This is a genomic window from Marinobacter sp. NFXS11, from assembly GCF_040148675.1.
In the GTDB taxonomy this organism is placed as follows: Bacteria; Pseudomonadota; Gammaproteobacteria; order Pseudomonadales; family Oleiphilaceae; genus Marinobacter.
The window spans coordinates 486,725-499,170 of record NZ_JAGDDV010000001.1 but is presented as its reverse complement, the minus strand read 5'-3'; the positions used below and the strand labels follow the sequence as shown (position 1 = coordinate 499,170).

Sequence of the window (12,446 nt, the reverse complement as noted above, 5' to 3'; positions counted from 1 at the left end):
GTGGCTCAGTTATGGAAACCTTGATGGCCTATGTCGTTGGGCTACTTTTTACAGCCAGCATATACATGATGCTGCGCCGCTCTATCGTTAAACTCGTCATTGGCCTGATCATTCTGAGTAACGCGGCCAACCTTCTGATTTTCGTCGTCGCGGGTTTGACCCGGGGCGCGCCACCGCTGATTCCCGAGGGGGCGAGTGAAGTCGTTGGAGCAGTGGCCGATCCACTGCCACAAGCCCTGATTCTCACCGCCATTGTGATTGCTTTCAGCGTCCTGGCGTTCGCCGTGGTTCTGATCCGTCGTGCCTACGAAGTGGTCGGAACCGATGACCTGGACAAGATGAAGGATACGGATACTTGAACCCGGAACTCGTTCTCCCGATCCTGATACCCCTGACAGCCGGAGCTCTGTCCCTGGCATTCTGGCGCTCCATCAAGCTTCAGCGGGTCCTTGCAGTTGTTGCCACCGGGCTGTTGCTGGCGGCCGGCATCTGGCTCATGCGCTCAACCATTGAGCAGGGCTTTCTGGTGGTGGAAATGGGCAGTTGGCCTGCGCCCTTCAGCATTGTGCTGGTGTCCGATGTTCTTGGCGCCATCATGATCGTGCTAACCGGCATTATCGGCCTTGCCATCGCAATCTATTCGCTGGCCTCAACGCCGAAAGGTCATGAAAAATTCGGTTATTACCCCCTGATGCATCTGCTGCTCGCGGGCGTGGCCGGAGCCTTTCTGACTGGCGATATATTCAACCTGTTCGTCTGGTTCGAGGTGATGCTGCTCGCATCGTTTGCCCTTCTGACCCTGGGCGGAGAGCGAGCCCAGATGGAAGGCGCCATCAAGTACGTGACCCTGAACCTGTTCTCGTCGGCTATTTTTCTCTCCGCCGTGGGCCTGCTTTACGGGATGGTGGGCACCCTGAACATGGCGGACATCGCCCAAAAACTGAACAGCGTGGAAGACCCGGGCATGGTGACGGTGGTCTCCCTGATGTTCATGGTATCGTTCGGCATCAAGGCCGCGGCGTTCCCGCTGTTTTTCTGGCTCCCTGCCTCCTATCACACGCCGCAAGTCGCCGTTTCAGCGCTGTTTGCGGGGCTGCTGACCAAGGTCGGGGTTTACGCGCTCTATCGGGTATTCACGCTGATCTTCACGCAAGATGTCGCCTACACACACACCATACTGCTTTGGGCCGCTGCCCTGACTATGCTGACCGGCGTGCTCGGCGCCGCGGCGCAGTTTGAATTCCGGCGAATCCTGTCTTTCCACATTGTCAGCCAGATCGGCTACATGCTACTGGGGCTGGCGCTATTCACCCCTTTGGCACTGATTGGTGGGGTGTTCTACATCATGCACCACATCATTGTGAAGACGAACCTGTTCCTGGTGAGCGGCATCACCTACCGTCTCCTTGGGAGCTATGAGCTGAAGAACCTGGGAGGCGTTTACCGTCAGCGCCCGTATCTGGCTCTGTTGTTTTTGATCCCGGCGCTGTCGCTCGCCGGTATTCCGCCTTTGTCCGGCTTTTTCGCCAAGTTTATTGTGGTGAAAGCAAGCCTGGAAGCCAGTGAATATCTGATCTCCGCCATCGCCCTGCTGGTTGGCTTGCTGACCCTGTATTCAATGATCAAGATCTGGGCGGAAGTCTTCTGGAAAAAGGTTCCCGACCATGTGACCGATGTCGGCAGGCTCAACGGCGAGATAAAAGACGCGCACAACTGGGCCTTCTATGTGCCGGTGGTCGGGCTTGCCGCTTGCACACTCATTATTGGTCTTTACGGGCAGCCGATTTACGTTCTGGCCGAGACGGCCGCAGACCAGTTGATGAACCCGCAGCTATACATAGAAGCGGTTCTTGGAGGGATGCCGAAATGATCGGTCTGTTCTGGAACCTGCTGCTTGCAATCGCCTGGGTGGTTCTCAGTGGCAGCGTCACTGCCATGAACCTGCTGGCCGGTTTCTGTTTTGGCTACATTGCGCTCATGGTTCTACAAAACCAGGTGCCCGCTTTGAAGGGCTACTCCAGGAGAATTCCGAGATTAATCGCCTTCCTGGCCTTTTTCCTGAAAGAGCTGGTGAAATCCAACCTGCGGGTTGCCTACGATGTCGCCACGCCGGTTTGGCACATGAAGCCCGGTGTGATCGCATTTCCGCTACAGGCACGTACCGACATGGAAATCATGTTCGTCAGCAGTGTGATCTCACTGACACCTGGGACCCTCAGCCTGGATGTTTCCGATGATCGACGGGTGCTGTTCATCCACGCCATGTTTCTTCAGGACGAGGAGCAGCTCAGAAATGACCTGAGAGAACTGGAACACCGAATCCTCAAGGTTATGCGCTAGGAGGCCACCATGCTTGGAATCGCCATTAATATTGTGTATCTCATGCTGTCCCTGGCGTTACTTTTTGCCTTCATCCGGTTAACCCGGGGCCCTTCCCTGGCAGACCGAGTGGTTGCACTTGAGCTGATTGCATCCGTGGTGGTTGGTTACGTTGGGGTTCACGCCATTGATACCGGTGTCTCCAGTTTTCTTGATGTCGCTATCGTGATCTCCCTCACCGCTTTCCTCGCGGCAATAGGGTTCGCCAGGTTCCTGGAGCGCGGAGGCGTCAAGGATGAGTGAAATTTTCGTTTCCATCCTGTTGCTCGCAGGGGCTTCGTTCATGGTGCTTGCGGCCATCGGCATCGTGAGGCTGCCGGACCTGCCAACACGCATGCACGCATCCACCAAAGCAGGCGCTATGGGCGCCATACTCACGATGGCCGGGGTGGCGCTGCATTTCTCCGACAGCGCTGTCGCGGCACGGGCGATCGCCTTCATTGTGTTTATCCTGTTGACCGCTCCGATCGCTGCTCATGTCATCGGGCGGGCAGGTTACTTCACCGGAATTTCGCTCTGGAGCGGTACCACCAAGGACGAACTTCGGGAACGATACGATCCAGACACTCATAAGCTTTACAGCGGACTTGAAACCAAAACAGACCGAGCAGTGCCCGACAACAACAGGGACAGCTCAGGCTGATTATTTTGTCATTGGAAGTGCATGAAATTCCCGTATAGTAGGCAGCCCACATTTTTCGAGGAGCCCAGCATATGCTGCAAGTAAATGAATATTTCGAAGGCCAGGCCAAGTCCATTTCCTTCCAGACCTCGACCCTGCCAGCCACCGTTGGTGTGATCAGCCCGGGCGAGTATGAGTTCGGCACCAGCAAAAAAGAAACCATGACGGTAATCAGCGGCGCATTGACAGTTCTGCTTCCGGGCATGGAAGAATGGATGACCTACGGTGCAGGTGAGAGCTTTGATGTGGCGGGGCAAGCCAGCTTCAAGGCAAAGACCGATATTGATACCGCTTACCTCTGTACCTACGAGTAACAGTCAAGATCGCAGAGCGAAACATGCACTCTACCTAAGCATCGGTTCGCTCTGCATTTTTTTCACTTTTCAAGGTTCCTGTTTCAGCCAATCTGTGTCAGATTTATTCCTGTTTCTCGCGATAACACCAACAACTGGGAAAGAGGAAACACGCAATGGCACAGACCCGCATCCTATCTCCGGCTGACAACGCCTATCAGTACCCGCTTCTGATCAAACAGCTCCTGCTTTCCGGCCCTCGCTACAACCCGGATCAGGAAATCGTCTACTCCAACCGCAGCAAGTACACCTATACCGATCTGGTTGAGCGCATCCACCGCCTGGCAAACGCCTTGACAGATGCCGGTGTGAAACCGGGAGATACGGTTGCGGTGATGGACTGGGATACCCCCCGGTACCTGGAGTGCTTCTTTGCCATTCCGATGATTGGTGCCATTCTGCACACGGTTAATATCCGGCTATCTCCAGACCAGATTGTCTACACCATGAACCACGCCGAGGACGATGTGGTTCTGGTGCACGATGACTTCCTCCCGATTATTGAGGCTGTCAAAGACGAGATAAAAACGGTCAAGACCTGGATTCAGCTCACCGACAGCGATGCCGCAAAAAAGGCACCTGTTGACGCTATTGGGGAGTATGAGGACCTGCTCGCCAAGGCCAATAACAAGTTCGACTTCCCCGACTTCGACGAAAACAGCGTAGCAACCACCTTCTACACCACGGGTACCACCGGCAACCCCAAAGGCGTTTACTTCAGCCACCGCCAACTGGTACTGCACACGCTGGCCATGACAGGCACGGTGGCGTCGTTCGATGAGATGCCGCTGATGCGCTCCTCGTCCGTGTACATGCCGGTAACGCCCATGTTCCACGTGCATGCCTGGGGTGTTCCCTATGCCGCCACCATGATGGGCATCAAACAGGTCTACCCTGGCCGCTATGAGCCGGAGCTGCTGGTCGACCTTATCAAGGAGCATAAAGTAACCTTCTCCCACTGCGTGCCCACCATCATGCAGATGATGATGGCCACCGAATCCATCAAGACGGCCGATCTGAGCAACTGGCACGTTTTGATTGGCGGCAGCGCACTCACCAAAGGGCTGTGCGACGCAGGGGCCAAGCTCGGGATCAAGATGTACACTGCGTACGGCATGTCTGAGACCTGTCCGCTGCTCTGCGCTTCGCACCTGAAGCCCGAAGATCTGGAGCTGCCTCTTGAGCAGCAGACTGCAATCCGGGTGAAGACCGGCATTGCAACGCCCATGGTTGAGCTGGAAATCGTCGACCCCGAAGGCAACCCGGTACCCCATGATGGCGAGGCCAAGGGCGAAATCGTGGCCCGCGCGCCCTGGCTGACCCAGGGGTACTTCAAGGAGCCCGAGAAAGGCGAGCAGCTCTGGGAAGGTGGCTGGCTTCACACCGGCGACGTTGCCTCGATGGAGCCGGACAACACCATCACCATCAAGGATCGCATCAAAGACGTGATCAAGACCGGCGGTGAGTGGCTGTCTTCACTGGACCTGGAGAACCTGATCAGCCAGCATCCGGCCGTCGCCGGTGCTGCCGTGGTGGGTGTGCCCGACGAGAAATGGGGCGAACGGCCGCACGCACTGGTCACCCTGAAGCCGGGTGAACAAGCCAGTGCCGGGGATATCCAGAACCACCTGAAGCAGTTCGTGGAGAGCGGCGAAATCAATAAATGGGCGATCCCCGAGCATATTGATTTCGTGGAAGATATTCCGAAGACCAGTGTTGGCAAGATCAACAAGAAACTAATTCGGGATCAGCTGCAATAACTCAACGGATTGCCACCCGGTCAAGGCCGGGTGGCAATAACGTCCAGTTCAACCAGTAATTCCGGCAGGGCCAGCGCTGAAACGCCAACCGTGGTATCCGCAGGCCAGGGTTTCTCGAAGTAGCGCTCTCGCATCTTCATAACACTTTCAAAGTGGTTCATGTCGGTAAGATACACGGTTATCTTGAATATCCGCTCGACAACCGATCCTGCTGCGCTCAGTGCCCGCTCAATGTTCTTCATTGCCTGATCTATCTGAGCATCAATGTCTCCCGGACCAACAATCTGACCACGCTCGTCGATCGCTGCCTGCCCCGAGAGGAATATTAGATTACCCACGCAATGTCCTTGGCCGATGAGAAAATTGTCAAAAGGATCTGGATCGAGAAAGATCGGTTCTGTCCCAATTGTCATATCATTCTCCTGACTGATCATCGCCCACTGCGCGACGATCATCTCTTATTTGCTTCAGCCGCCGCCAGAGCGTTGTCTGGCTGATACCAAGGTATTCCGCTGCTTTGGTCTTGTTGCCTCCGAAACGATCGAGCACCTTAAGGATTTCCTCCTGCTCGACGGACTGCAGGTGACCACCCTCAGTCCCGGATTGGCCAGGATCTGTCGACTCAAACAACTCCGGGGCCAGGCTTTGAAGCTGGGACGCGAACTGTTCCGTTGATGAATAAAGCGTGGACGACACCAGCAAACGCTCCATCAGATTTTCGAGCTGGCGAACATTGCCGGGCCATCGATACCGCCTGAACCGGGGAACCAGAACCTCGGCCAAGGCATTTTCATCGGCATCGATTCCGTACTGCCTGCCGAGTGACTGGATAAAGTGGCGGGTCAGGGGTTCAATATCGTCTGGCCTCTCACGCAGTGGCGGCAGATTTACTATGAACACGTTGAGCCGATAGTAAAGATCTTCCCGGAACCGACCGGCTCGAACCTCCTCCAAAAGATCGTGATTACACGCAGCGACAAACTTGATGTTGAGAGCTATGGACCTTCGCGAGCCGACCGGCCGCACTTCCCGCTCCTGCAGTACCCGCAGCAGTTTAGCCTGCTGCGGCAGAGGCAAAGAGTTGATTTCGTCCATGAAAAAGGTGCCGTTGTTGGCGGTTTCCAGCAACCCGGATTTACCACCACTACGCGAACTTGTAAAAGCGCCATCGGCATAACCGAACAGTTCCGACTCAAAGAGCTCACTGGGAATAGCGGCACAGTTAATGGCGACAAAAGGTCCGTCTTTGTTGGCGCTGGAGTCGTGAATCATCCTCGCTGCAAGCTCCTTACCTGTCCCGGTTTCGCCTCGAAGCAGCACTGCACCTGGAGTAGCACCGTAAACTTGAAGAAAATGCGCGACCTCCGCCATCCGACCAGACTCGTATATAAGCCCACTGGTCTTACCTTCAGAGCCAGACTTGCTCTGCGGCGCCGCGGTTACGGCATACAGGTGCCCCACTCGCAGACCATCGACTTCAAAGGCGCTCTTCTGAACCCGACACAGCCGGTCTCCTACTTGAATCCCCTCGGCAACCGTATCTGGTGTTTGCAGAAACCGGCTATCCAAAAACCGATCAATGCGCTTATTGCGAGCTAGTCCCTTCACCAGTCCCAGAGCACTTCGGTTGAATCCAATGACCTGTTCGTCCCGGTTGGTGATGATGGTTGGACTGCTTGCGCTATCCATAAGGAACTGCACAAACGCTCGGCGTTCGCCTTCCCGTTTGTGCTCTCCGGCCACAGAGATCGCCTTTCGGACCATGTAACGGCAAGATTCCCGCGAATACACCATGACAAACGGCAGGCCTTCCTGCTCAGCCAGGTCGCAAATAAAGCTGGAGCCGATCACCACGCCAATACCGTCTTTCTCTACACCATGGAAGGTTTCCCGGGCCTCTTCTGCGGTCTTGTAGGTACGATGAACAATGTCGACACCTTCCACATAGTCCAGAAACTCAGTCCAGGTGCTCTGATGTTCATAGGTCAGCAGAAGAATCTTGTTGCTGATTTGGCGGGCCTTGAGTACGGCGTTGACCAGATCGGATTGCCTGAGCTCCAGTGCCACGACCGGCACCGGCAGAGTGTCTTTCAGATAGTGAGCGTTCGCGCCGGCGCTTATGAACACATCCACCGAGTCATGCTCGACCAGACGCCGCGCAGACATCAGGGCATCGCTGAAGATGCTGTCGATGATGATAATTTCAGCGATTGACTGAAATTCCGGGATCAGGGAATGGACCATTTTGCTGAGCTTGGAGTTGCCAATCAGGCAAACCTTGACCCGATCCGCTTCAGCGTTGTTGAACTCCATCATCCCCTCCTAACTCCGGATCTACTCAAAAAGCCAGGGTTCCAGAGTTCTCCGGTTCGCCTCATAGGCCTGAATGGACTCTGAAGAAGTCAGAGTACGACCTATCTCATCCAGACCGCTGAGGAGGTTCTCCCGCCGCCCCGATTCAACCACAAAACACCAGGTTTTCTCCGAGGCGCGAATCTCGCAGTGCTCCAGATCCACCGTCAGTTCCAGACCGTCCGTGTCACTGGCCAACTCGAACAACTCGTCAATGGTTGACTCGTCGAGTATTACCGGAAGCAGGCCATTGTTAAAGCAGTTGTTGAAGAAAATATCACCAAAACTGCTGGCAATAACCACGCGAACGCCAAAGTCCTTCAGGGCCCAGACCGCATGTTCCCGGGACGACCCACAGCCGAAGTTTGTCCTGGCCAGCAGGATGGAAGCACGGTGGAAGGGTGCCCGGTTCAAGATGAACCCGGGATCCGGCCTGCGCTCGAAGGCAGGGATGTCCACATCACCCGGGTCCAGGTATCGCTCATCGTCAAAGAGGAAGTCTGCAAACCCGGTTTTCTCCAGCATTTTGAGATACTGTTTGGGCAGAATTGCATCGGTGTCCACATTTGACCGGTCGAAAGGAACCACCAGACCGGTGTGTGTTTTGAATGCCTCCATCCTAAACCTCCCTCACATCGGTCAGTTCGCCGGCCAACGCAGCCGCAACGGCCATCAGCGGGCTCATCAGATGCGTCCGCCCGCCTTTGCCCTGCCTGCCCTCGAAGTTACGGTTGGAAGTGGAGGCACAGCGCTCGCCGGGGTTAAGGCGATCATCGTTCATGCCCAGGCACATCGAGCACCCTGCCGCCCGCCACTCGAATCCAGCATTGCGAAAAATCATATCCAGACCTTCCCGCTCTGCCTGCAGGCGAACCTGACCAGACCCGGGAACAATCAGAGCCTGCTTCACTGACCGGTGCACCTTCTGTCCTTGCACCAGATTGGCGACGGCCCTCAGGTCCTCCATACGGGCATTGGTGCAGGAACCAATAAAAACCTTGTCGATGGCCAAACCTTTCAAAGGCTGCCCCGGCTCAAGCCCCATGTAGTCCAGAGCACGCCTGGCCGACTCTCGCTTGTCCGGTGCCAGTTGAGACAGCACCGGGGTCTTACCGTCGATGCCGGTAACCATCTCGGGAGACGTTCCCCAGGTAACCTGCGGCACCAGGGAGTCCAGCGGGAAGTGTTCCTCACGGTCAAACTGTGCGTCTGTATCCGACACCAGGGTGCGCCAATACTCGCGAGCCTGGTCCAGGAGCTCCTCTCTGGGTGCCTGCGGTCGGCCCTGAACGTACTGTTCGGTCACCTTGTCGTAAGCCACCATGCCGGCCCGGGCGCCGGCCTCGATACTCATGTTACAGATGGTCATACGCCCCTCCATGGAAAGGTCGCGGATCGCCTCGCCGGCATATTCAATGGCGTAACCTGTCCCACCCGCGGTACCGATGCGGCCAATCAACGCAAGGATCAGATCTTTAGGGGTGACCCCGAAACCTGGCTGGCCCTCGAACACCACCCGCATGTTCTTCTGTTTTTGGGTCCGCAACGTCTGGGTAGCCAGTACATGCTCCACCTCACTGGTACCAATGCCCATGGCCAGAGTAGCGAAAGCGCCGTGGGTGGAGGTATGAGAATCACCGCAGGCAACGGTCATGCCCGGCAGCGTCAGGCCCTGCTCCGGCCCCACCACGTGTACGATCCCTTGCCGAGCGTCTTCCAGTTCAATCAAAGGAATCCCGAATTCCTCACAATTACTCGACAGGGTTTCCACCTGTTTTCGTGCAACACGGTCGGCAATACCGGCAACGCCGAGCTCCCGCTTCCGGGTCGGTACGGCATGGTCGGGCACCGCTACATTGGCTGAGATTCGCCAGGGTTTTCGACCGGCCGAACGCAGGCCGGAAAAAGCCTGGGGCGTAGTCACTTCGTGCAGTAAATGACGGTCTATATAAAGCAACGCGGAACCGTCGGGCAGTTCATCCACCAAGTGGCGCTGCCACAGCTTGTCGTAGAGCGTACGCGCAGCCATGTTTGTTGTCCTCGTTATTGGCGTTGCACCGCAGCCTGAACCGTCTCCCAGTCAAGCCATTGGTAGAGTTCCTCTCCCGTGTCGGCATCCAGACGGTAGCCGCACCAAGCATCGAGTTTGCCGTCCTGAAGCGGTTCGATAATGCAGTAGGGTCGAGCGCAGTCGGGCTCAGTCATACCGGCCGCCAGCAGACGTTCACGGGCCCGGACAAGCGCGCGCTCTGCCTCTTGCTGACCGGCTTCATCGCTTTGGGCAAGAGCGCTGACGTTCTCCCGAAAACCGCGTACATAGGCCTCGCGGTAGCTTTGGCAGGCCTGCGGATCGGAATAAAGCTGTTCCAGAAACGCCTGTCTGTTGCTGCCATTCGTCTCGCCGGAGGGTGTTGCCACGCAGCCTGATAGCAAGGCCGCAGAGCCGACCATCAACACACTAGTCAAGAAACGCGAGCAGCTCGCTGAGAGCCATAACATCCGCATATTTTATCCCCAGGTCCCGCAAGTTCGCTTCATGGGCGTCAGAATCCCTGTCTCCTACTGCTTCCCGCGGGATCAGGGTCCGATAGTTATGCTGAAGACTGTCCAGCGCCGTGGCACGCACGCAGCCACTGGTTGTCAGGCCCGTTACCACCGTGCCATCAACGCCCGCAGCCCTGAGCCGATAATCCAGATCGGTACCAAAGAACCCGCTGGCCCAATGTTTTACCAGTACTGGCTCATCGTCCCGGGGTTGCAATCTGGGATCAATTTCCACGAGTTCGGAACCGAGTTTCAGGACATTGAGCGCCGGCAGCTTTTCCCTGAAGACTGAAGCCTGGGAAGGTTCCGAATACGCAACGGTGGTAAAAAACACCGGCCACCCGCGCACCCGGAACCGCTCAAGCAAAATCCGGTTGGCTTCTATCGCGTCGGCGGCGTCCGACGCCAGCGGGCTCTTTGCCGGATCGGTAAAGCCGACGCTTAGGTCCACGAGGATCAGCGCATAGCGCTGTCCCCGTTTCAGGACGTTCGACGCCAGGGCCATCAGTGCACCCCTGCGTTGTTCCAGACCGGCGTTGCCGGAGCCGGCAATCCAGTCTCAGCCTCACACCGCGCCTTGATTTCCTCAATGGTGCCGCCCCGTGAGAACAGGGCATCGGCATAGCGACTGCCAGCCATCTCAGTGCGCAGGGCCTCGGTTGCCGCCTGGTCGATCGCTCCTTTCGCGTCCAGGACCACACCGTAACGGCGGGCACCTTCGACGCTGATAAGGCCCTTCACAACATCAGTTGCAACCGATGCTGGATCACGCTCCAGGGGATTGCCCCAACCGCCACCGCCCCATGTGTCAAAGACGACCAGATCGCCTTTTTCCACCTTGATGTGGTCGCACTTGGAGGGGAGAGTCCGGCGTTCGCCGTTGGCTTTTACCAGCTCCTTGCGGCTACGCATACCGGGGTCACCCCCGTTTACGCCCCATGGGTAGGTCAGCCAGCGGTCATCGTGGATGGAAATCTCACCATCCGCCAGCAAGCGGTAACCCACGCGGATACCATTGCCGCCACGGTGTTTGCCGGCGCCACCGGAATCAGTGATGGTTTCATAGGTCTCGATGCGAAGCGGAAAGTAGGCTTCTACGAATTCATTGGGCACGTTAGTAAAGCCGGGCCAGAGACTATGGCCGTCCGGGCCATCGCCCACCGGCCGACCGGGAATTCCACCAAAGCCGATCTGGAACAGCTGAAACCACTCGCCCTTGTCGTCGTAACCGGAGTACATGAAGTGGGGCGAATCGGAGAAGCCTGCGGCGCTCATGGCATCTGGTGTGCCCTGGCCAAGCAGGCCCCCCATTACGTCGAAGATCCGGCCCAGCAGGTGGGTCCGACAGGACAGCGCCGCTGGGAAGTTCGGCTTGAGAATCGAGCCCTGGGGAATCCGTACTTCTACCAGATCGTAGAAGCCGTCGTTGAACAGGATCGACGGGTCAAAAAGGTTGATGGTAAAGGCCCCGAAGAACATCTTGAACATCTCCTCGTTAAGGTAGAAGTTCACCGATGACGGTGCCTGGGGGTCGGTACCCTCAAAATCAAAGATCGCCTTGTCTCCCTCACGCCACATGGTGCAACGGATGGTATAAGGACCCAGACCGGCGCCGTCGTCACAGATGTAGTCCTCGAATGAGCGCTTGTCCTCAGGCACCACGTTGCGAATGATTTCCCGCATCGCGATGTAGTTACGCTCCAGCATCATGCCCAGGGCGCTGCTGAAGATATCGTCACCGAAGCGCTCGGCAAGCTCAACACAGCGGCGGCCTGCCGTGCGACAGGAAGCGACGATGGCGTTGAAATCCGAGCGGTTCCAGCGGGGCATCCGCACGTTGTGCAGAATGAGTTCCAGTACGTCGTGGTTCAGCTCACCTTTCTTGTAGATCTTCACCGGAGGAATACGGATGCCTTCTTCAAAGATGGTCTGGGCATCTGTCGGTAGGCTGCCCGGCACCTTGCCACCGACATCAGACATGTGGCCGAACATGGCAGCCCAATTAATCAGGCGGCCTTCCTTGAACACCGGCACCAGTACGAGCCAGTCAGGGAGGTGACTCACAGCTCCGTCACACATGTAGGGGTCATTGGTAAGAAAGATATCTCCTTCTTCGATATTGCCGTTATACGACTGTATGAAGCCCGTGATGAATGACCCGAACTGCCCCACGACCATCTTGCCCTCGTGATTGGCAATCATTGGAAAGGCATCACCCTGCTCACGGATACCCGGGGACATGGCAGTTCGGAACAGAACTGCGTCCATCTCGTTGCGAGCGTTCGCCATGGCGTTTTCGATGATATCGAGAGTCACGGTATCCACGTCGACCTTTTGCAACGTTGTGCTGTTTGGCTGAATGATATTCGCAGGCAT

Annotated in this window: 14 protein-coding genes; 7 read left to right on the top strand and 7 right to left on the bottom strand. The window is 56.6% G+C overall.

Annotated elements, in window-relative coordinates; genetic code table 11:
• The first annotated feature begins 11 nt into the window (after positions 1-11).
• The 7 genes from J3362_RS02470 (at position 12) to J3362_RS02440 (ending at position 5,174) form a co-directional block, all read left to right on the top strand.
• Positions 12-359, top strand: coding sequence for a Na+/H+ antiporter subunit C (locus tag J3362_RS02470; protein WP_014577872.1), 348 nt, complete (start codon positions 12-14; stop codon positions 357-359).
• Complete coding sequence (locus J3362_RS02465) at positions 356-1,870, top strand: Na+/H+ antiporter subunit D (protein ID WP_349517979.1); 1,515 nt, start codon at positions 356-358, stop codon at positions 1,868-1,870. The genes J3362_RS02470 and J3362_RS02465 overlap by 4 nt, the downstream gene beginning before the upstream one ends.
• A complete protein-coding gene (locus tag J3362_RS02460) occupies positions 1,867-2,340 on the top strand; it encodes a Na+/H+ antiporter subunit E (RefSeq protein WP_014577874.1) in 474 nt (157 codons plus the stop codon). Before J3362_RS02465 ends, J3362_RS02460 begins: the two co-directional genes overlap by 4 nt.
• Positions 2,341-2,349: 9 nt before the next feature.
• Positions 2,350-2,622 carry an MrpF/PhaF family protein gene (locus J3362_RS02455; protein ID WP_014577875.1) on the top strand — a complete coding sequence of 91 codons (273 nt, stop codon included), beginning with the start codon at positions 2,350-2,352 and terminating at the stop codon, positions 2,620-2,622.
• Entirely contained in the window at positions 2,615-3,022 is a 408-nt protein-coding gene (mnhG, locus tag J3362_RS02450) for a monovalent cation/H(+) antiporter subunit G (RefSeq protein WP_349517978.1), read from the top strand. Before J3362_RS02455 ends, mnhG begins: the two co-directional genes overlap by 8 nt.
• A gap of 71 nt (positions 3,023-3,093) precedes the next feature.
• On the top strand, positions 3,094-3,375 hold the full coding sequence (gene ppnP / locus J3362_RS02445; protein ID WP_014577877.1) for a pyrimidine/purine nucleoside phosphorylase: 282 nt from the start codon (positions 3,094-3,096) through the stop codon (positions 3,373-3,375).
• 155 nt (positions 3,376-3,530) lie between these two features.
• On the top strand, positions 3,531-5,174 hold the full coding sequence (locus tag J3362_RS02440) for a fatty acid--CoA ligase (RefSeq protein ID WP_349517977.1): 1,644 nt from the start codon (positions 3,531-3,533) through the stop codon (positions 5,172-5,174).
• Between the two features lie 20 nt (positions 5,175-5,194).
• Here J3362_RS02440 and J3362_RS02435 read toward each other — a convergent pair whose 3' ends face one another.
• The 7 genes from J3362_RS02435 to J3362_RS02405 form a co-directional block, all read right to left on the bottom strand.
• Complete coding sequence (locus J3362_RS02435) at positions 5,195-5,512, bottom strand: RidA family protein (protein ID WP_349517976.1); 318 nt, start codon at positions 5,510-5,512, stop codon at positions 5,195-5,197.
• 76 nt (positions 5,513-5,588) lie between these two features.
• Complete coding sequence (locus J3362_RS02430) at positions 5,589-7,490, bottom strand: sigma 54-interacting transcriptional regulator (RefSeq protein WP_349517975.1); 1,902 nt, start codon at positions 7,488-7,490, stop codon at positions 5,589-5,591.
• A gap of 18 nt (positions 7,491-7,508) precedes the next feature.
• On the bottom strand, positions 7,509-8,144 hold the full coding sequence (gene leuD / locus J3362_RS02425; protein ID WP_349517974.1) for a 3-isopropylmalate dehydratase small subunit: 636 nt from the start codon (positions 8,142-8,144) through the stop codon (positions 7,509-7,511).
• A gap of 1 nt (position 8,145) precedes the next feature.
• Complete coding sequence (leuC, locus tag J3362_RS02420; RefSeq protein WP_349517973.1) at positions 8,146-9,555, bottom strand: 3-isopropylmalate dehydratase large subunit; 1,410 nt, start codon at positions 9,553-9,555, stop codon at positions 8,146-8,148.
• A gap of 14 nt (positions 9,556-9,569) precedes the next feature.
• Complete coding sequence (locus J3362_RS02415; RefSeq protein ID WP_349519237.1) at positions 9,570-9,983, bottom strand: isopropylmalate isomerase; 414 nt, start codon at positions 9,981-9,983, stop codon at positions 9,570-9,572.
• A gap of 1 nt (position 9,984) precedes the next feature.
• Complete coding sequence (locus J3362_RS02410; protein ID WP_349517972.1) at positions 9,985-10,575, bottom strand: isochorismatase family protein; 591 nt, start codon at positions 10,573-10,575, stop codon at positions 9,985-9,987.
• A complete protein-coding gene (locus tag J3362_RS02405; protein WP_349517971.1) occupies positions 10,575-12,446 on the bottom strand; it encodes a hydantoinase B/oxoprolinase family protein in 1,872 nt (623 codons plus the stop codon). Before J3362_RS02405 ends, J3362_RS02410 begins: the two co-directional genes overlap by 1 nt.